General features: G+C 68.1%; 19 protein-coding genes and 1 pseudogene. 1 reads left to right on the forward strand and 19 read right to left on the reverse strand.

All coding sequences use genetic code 11. The annotated features are described in order from the left end of the window. Window positions 1-2: 2 nt before the first annotated feature. From aroC to ACWA15_RS10480, 3 genes are all read right to left on the reverse strand, one after another. Entirely contained in the window at window positions 3-1,190 is a 1,188-nt protein-coding gene (aroC, locus tag ACWA15_RS10470; RefSeq protein WP_464055081.1) for a chorismate synthase, read from the reverse strand. Between the two features lie 129 nt (window positions 1,191-1,319). Continuing rightward, on the reverse strand, window positions 1,320-2,705 hold the full coding sequence (locus ACWA15_RS10475) for a type II toxin-antitoxin system HipA family toxin (RefSeq protein WP_464055082.1): 1,386 nt from the start codon (window positions 2,703-2,705) through the stop codon (window positions 1,320-1,322). After that, window positions 2,702-3,022 (reverse strand): helix-turn-helix domain-containing protein, encoded by a 321-nt coding sequence (locus ACWA15_RS10480; protein ID WP_464055083.1) that lies wholly within the window; start codon window positions 3,020-3,022, stop codon window positions 2,702-2,704. The genes ACWA15_RS10475 and ACWA15_RS10480 overlap by 4 nt, the downstream gene beginning before the upstream one ends. A gap of 342 nt (window positions 3,023-3,364) precedes the next feature. Between ACWA15_RS10480 and ACWA15_RS10485 the strand changes: the two genes are divergently transcribed. Continuing rightward, complete coding sequence (locus tag ACWA15_RS10485; RefSeq protein ID WP_464055084.1) at window positions 3,365-3,733, forward strand: hypothetical protein; 369 nt, start codon at window positions 3,365-3,367, stop codon at window positions 3,731-3,733. Between the two features lie 23 nt (window positions 3,734-3,756). Here the strand turns inward: ACWA15_RS10485 and ACWA15_RS10490 are convergent, their stop codons facing one another. From ACWA15_RS10490 to mltG, 16 genes and pseudogenes are all read right to left on the reverse strand, one after another. Beyond that, window positions 3,757-4,818, reverse strand: coding sequence for an SIR2 family protein (locus ACWA15_RS10490; protein ID WP_464055086.1), 1,062 nt, complete (start codon window positions 4,816-4,818; stop codon window positions 3,757-3,759). A 30-nt stretch (window positions 4,819-4,848) separates the two neighbouring features. Then, window positions 4,849-5,124 carry a hypothetical protein gene (locus ACWA15_RS10495; protein WP_464055087.1) on the reverse strand — a complete coding sequence of 92 codons (276 nt, stop codon included), beginning with the start codon at window positions 5,122-5,124 and terminating at the stop codon, window positions 4,849-4,851. A gap of 162 nt (window positions 5,125-5,286) precedes the next feature. Next, window positions 5,287-6,003, reverse strand: a complete 717-nt coding sequence (locus ACWA15_RS10500; RefSeq protein ID WP_464055089.1) for a hypothetical protein — start codon at window positions 6,001-6,003, stop codon at window positions 5,287-5,289. Next, complete coding sequence (locus ACWA15_RS10505; protein ID WP_464055090.1) at window positions 6,000-6,698, reverse strand: PilN domain-containing protein; 699 nt, start codon at window positions 6,696-6,698, stop codon at window positions 6,000-6,002. The genes ACWA15_RS10500 and ACWA15_RS10505 overlap by 4 nt, the downstream gene beginning before the upstream one ends. Further along, a complete protein-coding gene (pilM, locus tag ACWA15_RS10510; protein WP_464055092.1) occupies window positions 6,695-7,756 on the reverse strand; it encodes a type IV pilus assembly protein PilM in 1,062 nt (353 codons plus the stop codon). The genes ACWA15_RS10505 and pilM overlap by 4 nt, the downstream gene beginning before the upstream one ends. A gap of 95 nt (window positions 7,757-7,851) precedes the next feature. Continuing rightward, the gene (locus tag ACWA15_RS10515) at window positions 7,852-8,628 is read right to left on the reverse strand and encodes a prepilin peptidase (protein WP_464059483.1); all 777 of its coding nucleotides are present in this window, start codon (window positions 8,626-8,628) and stop codon (window positions 7,852-7,854) included. After that, window positions 8,628-10,238: a hypothetical protein gene (locus ACWA15_RS10520; RefSeq protein ID WP_464055093.1), complete on the reverse strand. Its 1,611-nt coding sequence runs from the start codon at window positions 10,236-10,238 to the stop codon at window positions 8,628-8,630. The genes ACWA15_RS10515 and ACWA15_RS10520 overlap by 1 nt, the downstream gene beginning before the upstream one ends. A 20-nt stretch (window positions 10,239-10,258) precedes the next feature. Next, entirely contained in the window at window positions 10,259-10,939 is a 681-nt protein-coding gene (locus ACWA15_RS10525) for a PulJ/GspJ family protein (protein ID WP_464055094.1), read from the reverse strand. A gap of 13 nt (window positions 10,940-10,952) precedes the next feature. Next, window positions 10,953-12,671, reverse strand: a complete 1,719-nt coding sequence (locus tag ACWA15_RS10530) for a hypothetical protein (RefSeq protein ID WP_464059556.1) — start codon at window positions 12,669-12,671, stop codon at window positions 10,953-10,955. A 27-nt stretch (window positions 12,672-12,698) separates the two neighbouring features. Next, a pseudogene (locus tag ACWA15_RS10535) lies at window positions 12,699-12,791 on the reverse strand (prepilin-type N-terminal cleavage/methylation domain-containing protein); the annotation flags it as partial. Between the two features lie 98 nt (window positions 12,792-12,889). Next, the gene (locus ACWA15_RS10540) at window positions 12,890-13,345 is read right to left on the reverse strand and encodes a type II secretion system protein (RefSeq protein ID WP_464055096.1); all 456 of its coding nucleotides are present in this window, start codon (window positions 13,343-13,345) and stop codon (window positions 12,890-12,892) included. Window positions 13,346-13,467: 122 nt separating this feature from the next. After that, window positions 13,468-14,733: a type II secretion system F family protein gene (locus ACWA15_RS10545; protein WP_464055097.1), complete on the reverse strand. Its 1,266-nt coding sequence runs from the start codon at window positions 14,731-14,733 to the stop codon at window positions 13,468-13,470. After that, window positions 14,733-16,265: a type IV pilus twitching motility protein PilT gene (locus tag ACWA15_RS10550; protein WP_464055098.1), complete on the reverse strand. Its 1,533-nt coding sequence runs from the start codon at window positions 16,263-16,265 to the stop codon at window positions 14,733-14,735. Before ACWA15_RS10550 ends, ACWA15_RS10545 begins: the two co-directional genes overlap by 1 nt. A gap of 116 nt (window positions 16,266-16,381) precedes the next feature. Next, window positions 16,382-18,058 (reverse strand): GspE/PulE family protein, encoded by a 1,677-nt coding sequence (locus tag ACWA15_RS10555; protein ID WP_464055099.1) that lies wholly within the window; start codon window positions 18,056-18,058, stop codon window positions 16,382-16,384. A 121-nt stretch (window positions 18,059-18,179) separates the two neighbouring features. Beyond that, window positions 18,180-19,070 (reverse strand): shikimate dehydrogenase, encoded by an 891-nt coding sequence (locus ACWA15_RS10560; RefSeq protein WP_464055101.1) that lies wholly within the window; start codon window positions 19,068-19,070, stop codon window positions 18,180-18,182. Beyond that, the gene (mltG, locus tag ACWA15_RS10565; RefSeq protein ID WP_464055102.1) at window positions 19,067-20,248 is read right to left on the reverse strand and encodes an endolytic transglycosylase MltG; all 1,182 of its coding nucleotides are present in this window, start codon (window positions 20,246-20,248) and stop codon (window positions 19,067-19,069) included. Before mltG ends, ACWA15_RS10560 begins: the two co-directional genes overlap by 4 nt. Window positions 20,249-20,287: the final 39 nt, after the last annotated feature.

Raw genomic sequence — 20,287 nt, forward strand, 5'->3', positions numbered from 1 at the left:
CGTCAGCGCAGCAGCTCGGGGATGGCCGCCAGGTAGGCCTCGGCGTTGCGCCGGACCTCCCCCACGGAGTCGCCACCGAACTTCTCGAGCACGACGTCGACGAGGGTCAGGGCGACCATCGCCTCGGCGACGACGGCAGCGGGCGGGACCGCGCAGACGTCGGACCGCTGGTGCTGGGCGGTGGCCGGCTCACCGGACGCGACGTCGACCGTAGCCAGGGCGCGCGGGACGGTCGAGATCGGCTTCATCGCGGCGCGCACGCGGACGATCTCGCCGTTGGTCATGCCACCCTCGATGCCGCCGGCACGGTTGGTCTGGCGGCGGATGATCCCGTCGGAGTCGCGCGCCATCTCGTCGTGGGCGGCCGAGCCGCGGCGGGCGGCGGTGCGGAAGCCGTCCCCGACCTCGACGCCCTTGATCGCCTGGATGCCCATGAGCGCGGCGGCCAGCTTGGCGTCGAGGCGGCGGTCCCCGTGCACGTAGCTGCCCAGACCTGTCGGCACGTTGTAGGCGAGGACCTCGATGACCCCGCCGAGGGTGTCGGCGTCCTTGTGGCACTGGTCGATCTCGGCGACCATCGCCGCGGAGGTCGCGGGGTCGAAGCAGCGCACCGGGTCGGCGTCGAGGAAGGCGAGGTCGTCGGCGGACGGGAGCGGGGCGTCGTCGGGCACGGCGACGTGGCCGATGCTCACTACGTGGGAGACCAGGCGGATGCCCAGAGCCTGCTCGAGGAACTTCGCCGCCACGGTACCCAGCGCGACGCGGGTCGCGGTCTCGCGCGCAGAGGCACGCTCCAGGACCGGGCGGGCGTCATCGAAGGCGTACTTGCGCATGCCGACGAGGTCGGCGTGACCGGGGCGCGGGCGGGTGAGCGGGGCGTTGCGGGCACGGTTGAGCAGCTCGGGGGCGACCGGGTCGGAGGCCATGACGTCGACCCACTTGGGCCACTCGGAGTTCCCGATCTCGATGGCCAGCGGGCCACCCTGGGTCACGCCGTGGCGCAGCCCGGCGAGGATGCGGACCTCGTCCTGCTCGAACTTCATCCGGGCGCCGCGCCCGTACCCGAGCCGGCGGCGCGCCAGGGCGTCCTGGATGTCAGAGGTCAACACCTCCACACCTGCGGGAACGCCCTCGATGATGCCCACGAGTGCGGGGCCGTGCGATTCACCTGAAGTCAGCCAACGAAGCATGCGTGCATCTTCCCACGACCGGCAGACACTGGCTGCGAGCGCCCGCGGACCGGACGCGGGCGGCGAGCGCGGGGCGCTTCCCCCACTGCCGCGCCTGCCCGACGCCGGCCCGCACCGCCTACGCGCGGCTCATCCTCGACCGGCTCGTCGCGCTCGGTAGTGGCCCTGGACGGCCTTGCCCCCGCGCACGTGCGATGCGACCCACACGGCACTGGGGTCCTGCGGCGCAGACCGGACGGGAATCGAGCGTCCGACGGCCTGGAGCGCTCGGGCGCGCTCCCGATTCGGCCCGTCGAACGCACGTTCCATGAAGGCGATGTCATCATCGTCTTGTCCGTAGCCGTGGGCCACCTCCCGCCACGCGGCGGTCGCCGCCTCGACCTCGCGGGCGATCACCTTCGCCCGATCGTCGGTCATCCCGTAGGTGTCAGCGCTCTCCACCAGCACACGTACATCGCGGTCGATCGCACTCCCGCGGCGCGAGACGGGAGTTGCCGGAAGCGCTCCGAGTGCATGCGGGTTCATATCGAAGGCTGGGGCGAGCTTCCACCCGCTCCCGCTGCGCAGCACTCCGTGGTTGCGCATGTGGTCATCGCTGTTGTTGACCAGCACAGTGAACACCACCCTGCGGAACAGCTCTTCCCCGTCCCCCACCACCGGCGAGCTCGCCAAGAGCTCCTGAGCGACGTCCTCGTAGGTGATCTCCTCATCAGCGCCGATCTCGAGGAAGGAGTCCATGCTCAGGTATCCGGTGCGCCGACCTTCCTTCGTCCGGTCGAAGCGCTCCGTGACGAGGATCGACTGGTCCGGTGATATCGGGTAGAGGCGGGAGGCAGGCACGGTGATGCCGGCCCGCCTCGCGAGCTGCAGCGTGATCTCCTCCCAGAGCTCTACGTTCCAGCGGTCGTCCTGGAACGGGAGCTTGGCCAGAGCCAACCGTCCGTCATCCAGCTGCACCGTCGCTTTGGGGCGCGCGCCTCCCATAGCCGTACCGGTCTGGAAGAGCAGGTGGGCATCGGTGGCGTCACTGACCCCGTCGTGGACCCGGTGCGCCGCGCGGAGGATGTCTTTGATGCTCAGCACGGAGACCAGGCCCCGCGAGGGCGAGAGCTTGGCAGCTGTGGGATCCGCAGAGTCGGAGAGTCGAAGCGCTCCGTGCCTGACGTCGTCGCTGACCGCCACGAGGTAGTCGAGGTCGGTCATGTGCTGCGGCAGGCCACCGTTCGCGATGGCTCGCTCACGCGCTTCGAGCGCCAGCAGATGGCGCCCCCATCGATCAGGCGCGGAGTCCGCAAATGCCCCGAAGAGCATCCGATCCGAGCGCAGGCGGATCGGGCTGGAGCTCAACTTGAGCTCTGGGCACAGGTCATAGCGGTCTGGATGGGCCAGGTAGGAGCTTGCGTAGGTGAAGCTAGTGCGCTGGACCGTGCCGTACCGGTCCTGGAGTTGAGAGAGTCGTCCCGCGTAGACGGTCTCGCCGCCCGGTAGGTCGACGTGCACCTGGACGTCGCTCATTCCACCGCCTCGTCCCGGCGTGGGCGAACCCGCTGGGGTAGCCCTTGATCGGCCCGTGCCCGGCCGACGTCGGTATTGAGCGGCTCGGTGGCCTCGATCACGGCGTCGGTGAGCCCCAGGACGTTCAGCACGGCGACGACGTTGTGCAGCCCGGCCGTACCCTCGCCTCGCTCGATGCTGCGGAGCGTGTTCCGGGTGACTCCTGCGCGTAGCGCAAGCTCGGCGGCAGGGATGTTGTGGATCTTGCGCCAGCGCGTGAGGTTGTCTCCGAGCCGGAGGAGGCTGCGGTCCACCTTGCGGTTCGTCTTTGTCGCCACGAGAACCTCCTAAAGGTATCTCCACGAACCTTTACAGTAGATAAAGGCGCGCGTAACTACCCTTAGGCTACGCCGAGCTCTCAACCCAGGCAAGGGGTCTCCCCCCGTGTGGAGTCGTGAAACCCTGTCGCACCCTCCTCCCCGCCACGACGCACGCACTGCGAGCGCTCGGCGCGCAGATCGCGATCGGCCGTCGCGAGCTCGGCTGAGCGCCGCGGAGCACTCGCCTTCCGCTACGCCGCGAGCCACATCGTGCGCAGCGACCGCGTGTACCTGCTCACCCTGAGCTCCCGTTGACCGACGCCGTCACGGACCCGACCGTCCCCCCTCCCCCCTGGCTGGGTGCCTGCGGGACGGCGCCCCCGACGCCTGGGGACGGCGGGTGATCAACCTGGGCCTGTCCAGCAGCCCGGACGCCGACATCGCAGAGTCGACCTACCTCCTCGCCTCAAGCAGCTGGTCCGGGTCGCCGAGCTGGTCGAGGCGGGAGAAGACCTGCTCCCGTCGTTGCTGGCCGCGGCCGGGCACGGCACCTCGATCGGTGGCGCCCGGCCCAAGGCGCTCTTGACCGACGGCGGTCGGCGCCTCATCGCGAAGTTCTCTTCCACGACCGACACCCGCCCGGTCGTCAAGGCCGAGGCGGTCGCGATGATGCGGGCCCTCATCCACTGCGCCGCAGACCGAGCGCAGCAACCAGGTCGGCGCCGGTGAGAGGCGCGCACGGGCTCTCCCCCTCACGCAGAGGAACGATCGGCCGTGAGCGAACCCGACCCCGCTCCCAGCTCCTCGAGCCCCCGCACCAACCCGCGCCACGCACCACCAGCTGCGCCGTCCCCACCATCCGTACCAGGCAGCCTCGCGATCTGAGCCAGCAGCTCCCGCGCGGCCCCGGCCGCGGCCAGCTCAGCCCCAGACCCCAGCAGGTTCCCGAACCTCACGTCCAGCAGGTGCGACTGCCCGGCGGCGAAGATCGCCACGAGGTCGAGGAAGATCGCCAGGTCCCACGGAGCGTCCACCCCTGCCCCACCAGCCGACACGGGCACGTAGTCGAACCTCTTCGCCCTCAGCTCGGCCTTGGCCGGGCGCTCCCCCAGCGCCACGACGGTCCCGATCGGCGCCGGCTCCCGCTTCGGCTCCAGGGACCTGCCGTGCTCAGCGCGGAACTCGAGCACCTCGTACGCCAACCGCAGGAAGTTGTCGTCCGTCATGGACGTCCCGACCACGAGCACGTGCTTGGTCGCCATGAGCGACTGCAGGATCGCCCCGAGCGGCTTGGACAGGGCGTCGTAGCGGACGAAGTCGGTCCGGGTCAGCACGATGCTCGTGGGGTGCTCCACGTCTCCATGCATCTTGAGCACCCACGGGGTGCCGGGCGTCGCCTGGTCGAAGGGCAGCGAGGCGACCTTCCCGTCGCGCGCGACACCGGCCGCTGCCGTCTCGTACAGGCGGTCATAGTACGTCGTGACGACCTCGGTGCACCCGAGCGCCGCGAGCAGCCCGCGCGCGAGGCTGAACCGGGCCTTCCCCGCGAGGATGCCTGCCACAGCGGCACCGATGGTCGACGTCCCATCAGGTGCCCGGCCCCGCTGGCTGAGCAGCTCGGCCTTGTCCAGGTCGGAGTCGAGGTCGCGGATGTCTTCTCCGTAGTCCTTCCCCAGCTCCTTCAGCAGCCCCGTCCAGCTGGGCGGCCCAGCTCCCATGCTCAGCCCCGCACCGAGGAAGAGCACGAGGTCCCCGGCCTGGGCCCGCTCCGCGAGCGTGCGCGCCTCAGCGAGCCGAGGCGAGCCCGCCTCCACCCGTGCCCGACGCCGTGCCTGCAGGGCCGACTAGATCGCCGCGTCCTTGGCGACGATCACCACGTCGATCCCCGACGTCTGGGCCGCCGCGTGGCAGACGTCGAGCAGGAGGTCCACCACTGTTCCGCGGAGATCGCCGAAACCGCCACCACCGATGCCCAGCGGTGTCACCGCGACGAGCGGACGGCTCCGGTCGTGCTGGGCGGCCACCCCTGCCGACGCGTTCGAGGACAGCACGCTGGCGAGCCGCGCCATCACCGCGCGCAGGGACGTGCTCTGGCCACCCCGCTCGTGGGAGGCGGCCACGTACCAGACGGGCAGGTCCTTGCCGCCGGACGTTCGATGCGGGGAGCGCGCATACCCGCGCCGCGCCCATCCTGTGGGTTTGCGGTGCTTGGATGTCCGACGACGGCGCGGCCCCCTAGGAGGGGGCCGCGCCGTCAGGTGCGCACGATCAGGTACGCGGGACTAGCTCCCTGCAACTGGGACGAGCGGGTTCGCTCCCGGAGCCGGCACGGGGAGCGGTACAGGTTCGACGGGAACGTCGAGCACCGCGAACGGGTCCTGCAAGACATACGTGAATCCCGTGATCGCCAGCTCGATGTCGCCGACCGCTGTGGCGGGCCGTCCACCTGTGGCTTCCGTCTGGAGCTGTCCGTCGCCGGTGAGCGCGGTGATGAGGAACAGCCGCTCGGTCCCGGTCTGCAGCTGGTTCACGAACGCCTGGGTGTTGGCGTAGGTGCCAACCACCGTCACGCCGAACGGCATCGCGACGAGTCCCGGAATCGGGGGCGCCCCGACCACAGCGGCACCATCGTCACCGACCGCTTCTGCCGGCAAGAACTCGAAGGGTGCGCCCGGTGTCCACAGGGTCACCACGACCCCGCTTGCCTCCGCGATCGTCTGAACCTGCTTGGTGTAGTCCGCGAGGAGGGCGGTCGTCGGGACCTGGATCTGCAGGGCCGCGATCTCGGCCTTGTACTCGTCCAGCTTGGCGAACTGGACCTCGAGCTTGTCGATCTTCATCTGGAGGATGTCGTTCTGGCCGTTGACGGAGAGTGTCTCGGCCTCGAGCGCGTCGATGCTGTCCAGGCGCGGAGCAAAGAGCAAGAACCACGCGGCGACGAGCGTCAGGGCCGCCACGAGGACGGCGCCTGCGATCCAGGATCCTGCTTTGCTCTTCACTCTGTCACCTCTCCGGTGAAACGGTTCGCATATGCCGTGCTCTGCACCTGGACGCTGACCGCGATGTCGTAGTACACGGTCCCGTCCTCAGCCTCGGTGATGGCGGCGTTGGAGACCCAGGCGTCCCCGAACCCGTAGATGCCGTTCAAGGCGTCCATGAGGTCAGCTGAGTCAGGAAGCGTCAGCGACCGCATCGAGAACGTGATCGTGTTGACGCTCGGGGTTTGGAGCGGGTTCGCGATGGACGGTGTACTGGCCATCGGAGTCGAGCCGGTCATGGCGAAGCTGTTGATGGACACACCCGCCGGCATGACGGCCGTGATCGCGTCGAGGTGCGGGCTCCACAGCACCTCGGTCGAGAAACCGAGCGCACGGGCGGACTTGGCGGTGTTGAGCGCATTGATCACCATCGGCACCTCGGCGTACTGCGCCTCCTCGGCCTGCAGCTCCTCGGTCCTCTTCGTGGCCTCGTTGAGATCGTCCTGAGCGGTCTTCTCCAAGTAGGTCACACCCGTGACGGCAACCAGCACGACAGCGACCACACCCAGGAGGATCACTCCCAGAAGTCGCTTGAGGGTCTTGAGTGAGCGCGCCAGGACGATCTCGTTGGGAAGGAGATTGACCTGTGCGTGGGGCGCGACCACCAGACCGGCGCCCGGCTTGGCCTTCTTGCCGCGATCGAGCAGGGCGCTCATGCTGCCACCACCCCGAGTGCGAGTCCGACGGACAAAGCCATCAGGGATTCCTTCCCGCTTGTTGCTGAGGACTTCACGTTCTTGGACACAGACACGATCTCGAGGGGGTTGCCGAGAGACACCGCCACCCGGCTCACGCTCGCCACGTACTGCCCCAACCCGGGGAGATGAGCTCCTCCACCGGTGAGCACCACAGCTTCGATCGGCGAACCAGGACGGCTGCCGGCATAGAATTGGAACGTCCCTCGGATCGACTCGACGAGAGTGCGCGCCACCGTCGCGATCGCCTCCGCCGCAGCCTGACGGTCCTGGGTGACGGACTGCCCGACGCCGATCTCCCGTTTGAGCCGCTCAGCGTCCGCGAGAGCGATCTGCATCGCAGCAGCCACCGCATCTGTCACGTCCTGCCCGCCCGCGGGCAGCGTCCGGACGAACCTGGGAACCCCCGCCTCGGCGATGACGATGTTCGAGATCCGCGCACCGACGTCGACGAAGGCCACCGTGCGTCCGCTCATCGATCCGTGAGCAAGCGCTCGGGTCAGCGCGAAGGCGTTGAGGTCGACCATCTGCGGGGCAAGCCCCGCCGACTCGCACGCGAGGATGTTGGACGTCACCGTGTCTCGCACCGCCGCGACGAACATCCCGGAGACTGTGCGTCCCTCAGGCCCGTTGAACTCATCCTGCGGGTAGAAGTCCATGAGCACCTCGTCGGTGGACATGGGAAGCAGCTCCTGCGCCTGGTAGGGAAGCGATGCCTTGAGCTGGTCGAGGGGCATCCACGGGAGCTCCATCTCGCGGACGATCACGCGTTGGTTGCCGACGCCGATCACCACATCCTTCGAGCTGAACCCGGTGTCCCTCCACAGCTGCTGGATCGCACTCGCCACAGTCTGGACCTCGATCACCTCGCCGTCGCGAACTGCCCCGAGAGGGAGCGCGACCTCGCCGTAGCGCACCAGCGTGCCGGATGGCCGGCCGCCGGCTCCAGAGCTCTCGACCTCAGCCGCGCGAACGTGGGTCGTCCCGATGTCCAGTCCGATCACTACTGACTTCGCCACAGGGGTTCCTCTCGGGTTGTGCATGATGAGGGCACCGATCGAGATGCCCCTCAGCCTTATCGGCCGATCCGTCGGCCACCTTGAGGCTGACGGCGCTACGCGAACAGCGACAGGTAGGAGCGCCAGAGCCACTCTCCGGTGGCGATCCCGATCCAGGCGCCGACCACCATCCACGGGCCGAAGGGGATCCGCGTCTTGCGTCCGGCCCCGCGGAAGAGGACGAGCCACGCCGCGAAGAGCCCACCCAGAACCGCCGGCGCAAAGGCGCCGACGGCCAACGCCCCCCACCCCACCCACCCCAGGTAGGCCCCCAGGACTCCGGCGAGCTTGACGTCGCCGAAGCCCATGCCCTGCGGGACGGCGACCATGAGCACGAAGTAGAAGCCGTAGAGCGCCACGCCGCCCACGGCGGCTCGCACGAGCGATCCCCAGTCACCCGTCCCCCAGCTCGCCACGGTGAGCAGCACCGCGGTGACCGGGTACGCGGGAATGACGATCGAGTTGGGCAACCGGAAGGTGTCCAGGTCGATGAGCGTCAGCGCGACCGAGATCGCAGCGAGGAACAGGTAGGCGGGAAGGGCCCAGCTAAGCCCGGTTCCCCAGGCCACCAGGGCGAAGGCCACCGCTGTGAAGCCCTCGACCGCTGGGTAGCGAGCGGAGATCGGCAGAGTGCAGTCCCGGCACCGACCCCGCAGGACGATCCAGGAGACCACCGGGATGTTGTCGCGCCCGCGGATGGGTACGCCACATGCGGGGCAGGCGCTCGGCGGGCTGACGATCGACTCGCCCCGCGGTACCCGCCACACGACCACGTTGAGAAAAGACCCGATCGCCAGTCCGAAGACTGCACACACCGCGACGGCGGGTGCGATCACGGCGCCTTGATCTCGCGCTTGTAGACCACGTCGACGCGGAATCCAGAACTCGCGACCGGAGTGGTGCTCGGCAGGTTGACACCGGGGATCCCGATCGGCACGTAGCGCATCGTCATCGAGTTGCGCAGCACGACGTTGCTGCCGTAGAGCTGGCCGTAGAACGTCGCTGTGTTGTTCGTCTCGATCGTGCACGGTGTGTAGGCGAAGATCGTGATCGGTGCGGTCGCCAGGCTGCCCGAGTCGACCTTGATGTTCTTCGAGGTCTTCCCACCCACCGTCTTGCCGCAGTCTGCGGTCCCGTTGGGAGTCACGTCCGGGTCGGGGACAATGATCCAGACGCGGTGCTGGGCTCCGTCGGCGGAGGTGATCTGGAAGTTGCCCGTGGCGTAGAAGTCGTTCGCGAAGATCACGAGGTCCGCGCGGAGCTTGATGTTGAGGTTCCCCTGGAACGTCGTCTTCGCACAGACCCTCGTGTCGAAGGTCGTGGCGACCGTCGGTCCGAGCAGCGGTCCGTTGAGCGACCAGTTGTCCCCTGCGACCGAGCACTCCGACCCCTGGGTCTTCGTCGTCACCCCGTCCCACTGGTAGGCCCCGTTGGCCCGGGCGTTGTCGTTGATCCATGCCTTGTAGGCGGTGCCGTCCGCGACGGTGAATCCCTCGCTCGTCCAGTCGCTCGGCGTGTAGTTCACCTCAGGGAGCCCGACCTTCATGTACTGCGGGATGGAAGATGCAGGCACACCGGTCTTCAGCGTCCCGGCCACCTGGGGTCCTGATCCCCACGTCGACAGGGCACCCACGACGATGAGGTCGCGGCCGTACTTCGATCCGCCGGCGATCGTCGCACTCGACGAGGCATAGGTGTCCATGCCGACGGTCGTCAACCCGCCCGAATGGACGGTGTGCACGGTGAGCTTGTTCTTGCTCCACAGGTTCTGTGTCACACGACAGCCACCGGAGATCTCCGTGGAGCCGCTGACGACGATGAGGTTGCCGTCGATCTTCACCCCGGAGTTGCAGTTGACGTTGCCGGTGTCGACCCACACGTCGACGGGGGTGTCGGGCAGCGAGGTCTCCAGGGTGAAGCCGTTCGTCGTCATGATCGCGCTCGCGGCGAAGATCGCCGCGCCGCGTCCGGTCACCGTCGACGGGGTGAGATTGACCTTCGCCTGGATCGACCTCTTCGGATCGACCCCCGCGGACGCTGTCGACGTGCTCGACGTCCCGGTCACCACGGCCATGACGGGATCTCCGGAGACCACCCCGGCCGAGCAGGCGAGCTGGACGTTGCTCGCATCGAAGTAGGCGATGGTCGCTGCGCCGCTGGTTTCGCTGGGGTACGAACCAGAGTCCCGCACACCGGAGGCCGGCCACTGACAGGGTGTGGAGGTCTCGAGCTCGGCGAAGACCGAGTCCACCACCCCTTCGGCGGTGTGCACCTCCGTCGTACGAGTCCGGTCCCGCCCAGAGTCGTTGGCCGCGATGATCGCCGTCGTCACGACGATCGAGGCCAGAGCGATGCCGATGAAAGCGACACCGATCGCGGCGATGAGGGCGCTCCCGCTCTCGTCCTCGTCCTTGACGGCGCGCGTGTGCACGAACTTGTTCATGGCAGAGCTCCTTGACTCGATCACGGTGAAGGGACCGTTCCACATTTGTCAGCCGGGTAGCCGTAGACCGTGTTGCGCCCGGTCAGGACAGAGGAGAGGCTCGCGGGCTTCGAGGACGCGCGCTGACCAGGGTCCTTGACGCGGAGGGTGACGCGGATGGTCTGAGCATCAGAGGAGCTCGCCGCGGCAGGGTCGACATAGAACGGTGGCCAGGACGCGGGGTTGCCGGGGTCGACGACCCCCAGAGCGGGCTTGACCACGTTCCGAGCGGTGACCTGCCAGGCCGAGACACCGCCTGTCGACTGCCAGCTCGGCTTCCACGAGCGGTACTCGAGAGTGCCGAAGTCTGATCCAGCTGGGAACCTCACACGCCACTGGACGCACTGGAAAACGCCGTCCGTCTGCGTGTACACCCGCAACGAGTAGTACGGGGGAACCCCCGATCCGGCCACCGTCTCCGCACCGGGGTCGGAGATGACGTTCCCCGATCGCACCTGCCGGTCGATCTGCATCAGGCCGAGCCGGACGTCGTCGAGACCACGGGACCGGGCGAGGTTGTCCTTCGTCTGCTGGCTGATGGTGATGAGGATCGAGAACACGATGACGAGCAGCCCGATGAAGATCGTCATCGAGACCATGAGCTCGATCAGCGTCCAGCCGCCCTCCCGGTCCTCGTCGGGGTCTGTCTTCCTCGTCGGCATGAGCTTCGGTCGCCTAAGCAACGGGAGCCGCCTTGAACGCCGCGTTGGCCCGGGAGGTCCCCAGAGCGGTCGACGCGACGAAGGCAGACTGGCCGGTCGGCGAGGTCACCGTATAGGTCAAGGCGACCGTCACCGAGCCGGAGTCGGAGTCCAGGACACATCCTTCTGCCGAGCAGGTCAAGGGATCGATGTTCGTCGCGATGGACATCGCCGGTGTGACGGTGATGGTTGCCGCCGTCTCCACGGTGAACCCGCCACTCGTCCAGGTCACGGGGGGGACGGCGATCGTCGTGTTCGTCAGTGCGTTGAGAGACAGCACGGTGAACGAGGACCCGTTCCAGTAGGAGATCGAACCGCTGCGCGTGGTCACCGCGGCCACCGTGCGCTGCTCCGACCCGCGCTCCACCTTGACGGAGTCCTTCAACCCGGTGACGGTCACGAGGCCCGGTTGCGCAGCGGCCTGTGTCCACGGCCCCGCCCCGAACGTTGCCGTGCCCACCGTGCGTGACCCTCCCGCCGAGATGCACCCAGCACCGAGCACCACCGTGCAGCTGACGTCCGTCGAGCCAGCAAGAGTGACGAAGCGGGCTCCGAACGTCTTGGCGGTGCCTCCTCCTGCCAGCGACATGATCGTGAAGGGCGTTGCGCCGACCGTGAGCCGCGCCGTGCTCGCTGTGCCGCCAGAGAGACTCCCGGCTCCGCAGGGTTGAGCCATGGGGATACCGGTCGAGCACGAGGTCACTGTCGATGCCTTCACAGAACCGGTGACCCCGCTGCTCGTCGAGAGCACAAGCGACAGCGGACCGGAGGTGACCGAGAGGGGCGCCGTCAGACCGACGCTCGTGACATCGGCCGGATTGGCAGGTGCTGCCCCGGAGGCGCCGACGTCGTTGGACGCTGCGTTGGCGATCTTCGTCTGTCCGGAGGATCCGAGGTCGACATCGGGGTCCACACCGAGGAGGCGCGTCCCGGCGTGCGTGAGGGTCGAGTCGATCGCGGCGGCCTGCTGCGACGACACTCCGACGCCGGTCTGCCCCAGGGCCATGGTCGCGGCCAGCACGTCGGACCCGGGCAGGATCGGCAGCGCCCCACCGCCTGCAGGGGCGGTCGGTGCTGGCGTCGGGGCCGCCGTCGGGCCAGGCGTCGGTGCTGCAGTGCCGGGGACCGCGCCGGTGATCGTCGTGGTCGGTCCGGTGGTCCCACCGTTGCTGGAGAAGATGGCTTGGCACGCACCGAGGAAGGGCTGGTTGGCCGCGTCCCCGCAGCCGCCCGCCGGCGCATAGGCCTCGGAGCGGAGCATGAGGGTTCCGGACTTGCCATTTCCGGAGTTCGACCACGTGGTGATGACGGTGAGAGTGAGCACGCCGTCGGCGGTGTCGGCGGCCTTGGTGACATAGACCCGGGAGGTGTACGTGCGGTCGGCGACAGCCGCGTCGACCTCGGTGGTCTTGTTGGTTCCCAGGGCACCTGACAGCGGGGGGACGTCCGTCGCCTGCGTGTTGGTCGAGATGATCGTCTCGTTGATGGTGGGGTCGCTGGCGGGGCGGAGCTTCCCGCCGACGATGTTGGGGTCACCGCCAGAGGCCGAGACGAAGTTGAGGTGCGTACCCTTCTCCAGGGTGAGCCAGGGCAGGGCCCTCAGTTGCTCCATCACCTGGTTGCCAACAGACGTCGCCTGTGTGCGCTGCCGCGTCTGGGTGGTCGTCACCAGCGCGGAGGTCTGCACTGCCATGAGAAGCAGAAGGACCGTCGCGATCACCATCATCGCGACAATAAGTTCGATGAGGGTAAATCCGTCGTCAGAGCTCCGGGACTCATTGCGTGACCGGCGATCCAGCGTGGGCATCCGCATCCATCCTCGTCTTGGTCTGAAGCAACTACTGAGAGCGGTAGATCGCTGCCGGAGCACAGAAGGCTCCGGCAGCGATCAAGCGCTACTGCGAGAGAGGATCAGGCACATGCAGTGTCTGCGAGCCCACCCTTTGCGGAGTAGGAGACGCTCGTGAGAGAGCCTCCCGTGATGTCGACGTCGATGCACCACGAGTTGGCATTTGTGTCGCCAGTTGCGGAACCATACGTGATGTTGCCGAAGGCGACCCCGTCGCTGATCGCGCCGATGTCCGTCACCACAGTTCCGGCAGTGAGGATGTACCGCGTGGCACCAGTGTTCGCGGAGATGCCAGGAGTGGCCGTCGGGGCTGCATCGACGTAGAACGTCGCAACCTCCTTGCCCAGCGTCGAGACGTCCGCGCGTGCGGCGGTGTCGACGGCCTTCTTGCGCTGGTTGAGGAAGACGGGGATAGCGATCGCGGCGAGGATGCCGATGATGATCATGACGACGAGGAGCTCAATGAGCGTGAAGCCCTTGTCCTGCTCGTTCATGGACTTGCGGATGCGAGCCATCATGGTGATGCTCCAGTTCTGTCTGAAGTGAGAGTTAAGCGAAAGACCCTAGGGATCTTCCGATGTTACGTAGGTTCATCGGCCCCCCCAGCGCCACACTTGAGCATCTTGGCTGGGTGAAATGCCTAGGTGATGAGGTTGAAGATATTGAAGATCGGCATGTAGAGCGCGACGATCATCGATCCGATGATCGCGCCGATGACGACGATCATGAGCGGCTCGATGAGCGACGTGAGCTGCTCCGTCGTCGCCTCGACTTCCTGGTCGTAGAACTCCGAGATCTTCTCGAGCATGACGTCGAGGGCTCCGGTGTCCTCACCGACCGCGATCATCTGGACCACCATGGGCGGGAAGACCGGGTGCTCGGTCAACGGCCCGGACAGCGACCGCCCGGACCGCACCGACTCGCGCACCGCATGGGCTGCCTTCTCGATGACGAGGTTTCCGCTCGTCTCGCCGACGATGTCGAGGGCCTGCAGGATCGGCACGCCGGCGTGGATCATGGTGCCGAAGTTCCGGGTGAAGCGTGAGACGGCGATCTTCTGGAAGAGGCTGCCGAAGACTGGCACCTTCAGCCGCCAGGGATCGACGGCCTCACGGACGGCCCTGTCGTTCTTGTGCTTGCCCCACCAGGTGGCGAAAGCGCCGAGGCCGATCGCGATCGGCACACCGGTCCACTTGAGGACCTCGGACATGAAGACCAGCACCTTGGTCGGCGCCGGAAGCTCACCGCCGAGGTCGTCGAACATCTTGGCGAAGATCGGCACGATGAAGAGCAGCATGCCGATCGTGGCGAGGATCGCGATGATGAACACGACGACGGGGTAGGTCATGGCGGACTTGATCTTCCCGCGCAGCTTGACCTCGGCTTCGAAGTTCTCGGCGATGGAGACGAGCACCTGGTCGAGGAACCCGCCGATCTCACCGGCCTTGATCATGTTGATCATCAGCGGTGGGAAGACCGCCTCGTGCTTGGTGAGCGCTGCTGAGAAGCTCAGGCCGACCTCGACGTCGGAGCGGACCTGTCCGAGCACCTTGCCCAGAGCCGGGTTCTCGGTCTGCTCGGCGAGGATCTGCAGGGCGCGCAGCAGGGAGAGGCCGGCGTCGATCATCGTCGCGAGCTGACGGGCCATGATCGCCAGGTCTTTGAGCTTGATCGAGTCGCCCATGCCCGGGATCTTGATCTCACGGTTGAGGCCGGTGTTGGTGACCTCGTCGATCGAAATCGCGGCCAGGCCCATGGAGCGCAGCCGGGAGGCGACGGCCGTCTGGTCGGCGGCCTCGATTCGGCCCTTGACGACCTTGGCGTTCTTGTCCCGGACGGTGTACTCGAAGGTCTTCTTGCCCGAGCCCACCTGCGTCGGCTTGACCTGCTTGGTTCCTGTGTCCATCAGAGTGCACTCATTCCGTGTTGCGCCGACCCGCCCATGCCGCCGGTGGCGAAGCCTGCGCCCGTCGACCCACCGGCGCGGCCGCAGAGCCTGTTGAAGTCTTCGATGTGGTGACACTTCTCCAGACCGGTCTCGTAGGAGATCCTCCCCTGGCGCACGAGGTCGGCGAGGTGCTGGTCCATCGTGTGCATGCCCAGCTGCTTGCCGGCCTGCATCGCCGAGTAGACCTGGTGCGTCTTGCCCTCGCGGATGAGGTTCCGCACGGCCGGCGTGGCGATCATGACCTCGGTGGCCACCGCCCGGCCGGGGCCATCGGCCCGCTTGCACAGCGTCTGGGACACCACGCCCTGGAGGGCGCCGGCGAGCTGGGTGCGCACCTGGCCCTGCTGCTCGGGCGGGAACACGTCGATGATCCGGTCGATCGTCTGGGCCGCGTCCTGGGTGTGCAGGGTCGCGAAGACGAGGTGACCGGTCTCGGCGGCCGTCAGCGCCACCGAGACGGTCTCCAGGTCACGCATCTCCCCGACGAGGATGATGTCAGGGTCCTGGCGCAGCACGTGCTTGAGCGCGTTGGCGAAGCTCAGCGTGTCCGCGCCCACCTCACGCTGGTTGATGATCGACTTCTTGTGCTTGTGGAGGAACTCGATCGGGTCCTCGACCGTCATGATGTGGTCGGTCCTCGTCCGGTTCGCCAGGTCGATGATCGAGGCGAGGGTGGTGGACTTCCCCGAGCCCGTGGGGCCGGTCACGAGGACGAGGCCGCGCGGGAGGCTGGCGAAGTTCGCGACGATCGGGGGGACCCCGAGCTCTTCGAGCGGCTTGATGTCGAAGGGGATCACGCGGAAGGCCGCGCCCATCGACTGACGCTGCTGGTAGTAGTTGACCCGGAACCGGGCCAGCCCGCGCACGGCGTGGGAGAAGTCGAGCTCGAGGTTCGACTCGAACGTCTCGTGCTGCTTCTGGGTCGTGATCGCGTAGAGGGTACGCTTCAGCCCTTCGGGGTCGACCACGGGGTAGCCGTCCAGAGGACGCAGCGCACCGTTGACCCGGATCATCGGCGGCGAGCCCGACGTCAGGTGCAGGTCGGAGGCACCCGCCTCGACCATCTCCCTCAACGCGTCGACGAGGTTCACGTCGTCCACCTCGGCGCCGCGACTCAGCCCGACGCGCCCTGCCGTCGCCGGCGGCGGTGGGGCTGCCTGCTGTGACTGCCGAAGCGGCTGCTGGGGCACCTGCTGCTGCGTGGGCCGCGGCGCCTGCCGCTGCGCCGGCTGGTGGAGAGGCGCGCCGGCCTGTGGTGGCGGCGCGTAGCCGGGCAGGGCCTGCCCTGCACCCCGGTAGCTCTCGCGCGTCGGAGACGGCGGCTGCTGACCCATCGCCTGACGGACCGGTTGACGCTGGACCTGCGGCGGCGCGGTGATCCCCTGCTCGGTGAAGACCTGCTGCGCGGCGACCTGCTGAGCAACGACCGGCGCCGCGACCGGCTCGACCGGCTGCCAGGAGACAGCCCCGGAGTCACCCATCGACCGCATGGCCGCGAACGGTGCCGAATCATCGGGAAGGTAGGACTCGTTCACAGGTCAGCCTCTCGCGTCGACAGCCACAGCACACGTGTGACTCCTGTTTATCGGCGCGCCCGTCGCAGACCTTAAGCGACGACCCGCATGATCTCCTCGATCGAGGTCTGCCCGGCGATGACCTTCATCCAGCCGTCGTCGCGCAGCCGGCGCATCCCTTGGGCCACCGCGGTCTTGAGGATCTCTGCCGAGGACGACCCGGCGACGGCGTGCCGCTCGATCTCCTCGGTCACCCGCATGACCTCGTGCAGCGCGAGCCGCCCGCGGTACCCGGTGCCCGAGCAGGTGACGCACCCGCCGGTGCGGTACAGCTGCGGCTTCGGTTCGCCTGGGAGCCACGGGAACCGGGACGCCACCAGCTCGATCTCGTCGGGTTCGTAGGGCACCTTGCACTTGCCGCACAGCTTGCGGGCGAGGCGCTGGGCGACGATGCAGTCGATGGCCGACCCCACGAGGAAGGGTTCGATGCCCATCTCCACCAGGCGGGTGATCGCCGACGGCGCGTCGTTGGTGTGCAGGGTGGACAGCACGAGGTGGCCGGTGAGCGCGGCCTCGATGGCGATCTGCGCGGTCTCGTGGTCACGGATCTCACCGAGCAGCACGACGTCGGGGTCCGAGCGCAGGATGGACCGCAGCGCGCCGGCGAAGGTGAGCCCTGCCTTGGGGTTGACCTGCACCTGGTTGATGCCGTCGAGGCGGTACTCGACCGGGTCCTCGACGGTGATGACGTTGATCTCCGGCTTGGAGACGGCGTTGAGCGTCGCGTACAGCGTGGTCGACTTCCCCGACCCGGTGGGCCCGGTGACGAGGATCATCCCGTAGGGCTTGTTGTAGGCCTCGGAGTAGACCTGGTAGTTCTCCTCGCCGAAGGACAGGTCACGCAGGTCCAGGCTGGCGGTGGAGTTGTCGAGGATACGCATGACGATCTTCTCGCCCCACACGGTCGGCAGCGTCGCCACCCGGAGGTCGATCTTGCGCCCGTTGTGGACCACGGACATGCGTCCGTCCTGGGGCTTGCGACGCTCGGCGATGTCGATGTCAGAGAGGATCTTCACGCGGGAGATCACTCCCCCGGTGATGTTCTTGGGGCTGCGCTGCATCTCGTGCAGCACGCCGTCGATCCGGTACCGCACGCGCAGGTCGTGCTCGGCCGGCTCGATGTGGATGTCGGAGGCCCGGTCGGTGATGGCCTGGGTGACGATGAGGTTGACGTACCGCACGATCGGGGCGTCGTCGTCGACGGAGTCCCCGATGCGCGACAGGTCGACGTCCTCGAGGCGCTCCTGCTCCTCGCTGAACGCGGTGGTGAGGTGGTCCATCTCGTCGTCGGCGCGCACGTAGCGGTCGATCGCCCGGGACAGGTCCTCGTGGGTGGCCACCACGGGCAGCACCTGCATGCCGGTCATCGAGCGCACGTCGTCGACGGCGAGCACGTTGCCCGGGTCGGCCATGGCCAGCACGATCGCGCCGTCCTGGAAGGCGATCGGCAGGACGGTGTACCGCCGGCACACGGACCCGTTGAGACGGGTCACCGCGGCCCGGTCGACCGCGTACACGTCGAGGTCGACGAACTGCATCCCGACCTGCGCCGCCAGCGCCGAGACCAGCTGGCCCTCGGTGAGCACCCCCAGGTCGACGAGCACACGCCCCAGGCTGGTGCCGCGGATGACCTGCTCGTCGAGCGCAGCCATCAGCTGCACCTCGTTGACCAGGCCCTCTTCGAGAAGGATCTCACCGAGCTGCTTCATGGTTTCCCCTCACCTGCCGCTGCGCTTCAGTGCGCGCGACGATAGTCTCTCGTCCCAGCAGTTATCGGCAGATGCCGCGCCGTACCTGAGGGCGAGAACCTGGCGACTTTCTGACGTGTCGTCAGCCCTCGAGCGCCCGCTCGAGCGCGTCCGCCATCGCCGCGGTCGGCGCCACGCGCCCGGTCATCAGGCGCACCTGCTCGACCGCCTGGTGCAGCAGCATCCGCTGCCCACCGACCCCCGCGCCGCCGGCCGCGGCCCACGCGGCGGCCAGCGCCGTCGTGCGGGGTTCGTAGCAGACGTCGAGGAGGACCCCGCGCGCACCCGGCTCACCCGCGCTGACCAGCGCGGTGAGCGCCTCGGCGACGGCGTCGGCCCCGTGGGCGGGCAGCGTGGAGACGACCACGGCGGCGGTGAGCATCGCCCGGGCGGCGCCGTCCATCGGGTGGAACCTGGGGGTGACGCCCATCCGGTGGGCGGCGCGCTGCAGGTCACCGGTGCGCCCGAGGGAACGGACATAGACGTCCGTCGATGGGTACCCGAGCTCGGCCAGAGCCGCCAGCGTGGACGACGCCGTCGCACCGGCCCCCAGCACCACCGCACCCCCGCGCGGAGCGGGATCGGTAGCGGGATCGGGGAGACCTTCCCGGATCGCGGTGACCAGGCCATAGACGTCGGTGTTGGTCCCGACCAGGGTCCGCCCGGCCCCGACCCCGGAGAACACGACGGTGTTGACCGCCCCGGTCACCTCGGCGAGCGGCTCGATGTGGTCGAGCAGGGGAAGGATCGTCTGCTTGAGCGGCATCGTCAGGCTCAGCCCGGCCCAGGAGTCGTCCAGGTCGGCGACGAAGGCGGGGAGGGTCTCGGCGGTCACGTCGAGGGCGGAGTACTCCCAGCCGGTCAGGCCGAGCGCGGCGTAGGCCGCGCGGTGCAGCACCGGGGAGAGCGAGTGCGCGATCGGGTGACCGAGCACCGCGGCGCGACGCGGCGCGGCGGGCACGTCCGGGCTCACCCGGTCGCCGTGCCGTTCTCCTCGCGCCACGCGTCGTAGAGCTTCCGGTTCTCCTGGTGCTCGGCCCACGTCGTCGCGAACTTCGTCACCTTGTTGACCGGGTCGACCGCCACCCAGTAGAGGTAGCTGGTGTCCGCCGGGGTGAGCACGGCCTGCAGCGAGGCCACGGAGGGTGAGGCGATCGGGCCCGGCGGCAGACCGGCGTAGAAGTACGTGTTGTAGGGGTTGTCCACCTCGGTGTCCGCCACGGTCGAGCTCGCGTCGTCGGTCGTGCCGAGGAAGTAGTGCAGCGTCGCGTCCATCTGCAGCTTCATGTCGATCGCGAGCCGGTTCTCGATGACTGACGCCATGAGCGGACGGTCCTCGTCGGTGCCCGCTTCCTTCTCGACGATGGAGGCGGTGGTGAGGAGCGTCTGGCGGTCCGCGGCCGGGACGGCAAGGGTGTCCAGGGTGGCGACCGTGCCGGCCACCATCTGCGCGATCATCTGGGTCGGGGTGGTGTCGAGGGGGAAGTCGTAGCGCGCCGGGGCGAGCCAGCCCTCGGCGTTCCCACCGGCCTCGGCCGGCAGGCCGATGCCCACGACGTCGTCCATCGCGGCGGTCACCTCGGCCTCGGTGTAGCCGGTGACCTTGACGATCCGGGCGATGGTCTTGGCCTTGTTGAAGCCGTTGGGGATCTCGATGATGAAGTCGGCGCGGTTGTCCTGGCTGAGCAGGGCGGTGACGGCGTCGGAGGCCTTCATCGTCTTGAAGAGGTTGTACGTCCCGGGCTGGATCGAGGCGGCATCGGGGTTCGAGGTGTAGGCGGAGACGAACGCCTTGGCCGAGGCGACGACGCCGGCCTCGGCGAGCGTCTCACCGATCTGGGCTCCGGCGGCGCCCGGGGCGACCACCACCTGCACCTGTCCGGTGCCCGGACCGGGGTAGTCGACGATCTCGTCCGCCGTGTCCGTCCCCGAGCTGCCGAAGCTGTCGAAGAAGGCCGTGCCCTTGGTCCACACGAAGTAGCCGCCGGCGCCGATGAGGACGACGGCCAGCAGGACGGCGATCAGAGCGCGCTGGCGGCGCTGCGCGGCACGCTTGCGCGCGGCACGCAGCTCACGCTTCTCGGCGCGCGAGAGCCGCTCCTCGCCTTGAGGTTGTTCAACGTGCGTCGGTCCCTCGAAGAGATCGTTCACCGGTTGGAGCCTCCACACTCGTCATGCCTCGTCGCTGCG

It is taken from the genome of Sanguibacter sp. TS_SC_8, assembly GCF_055361235.1.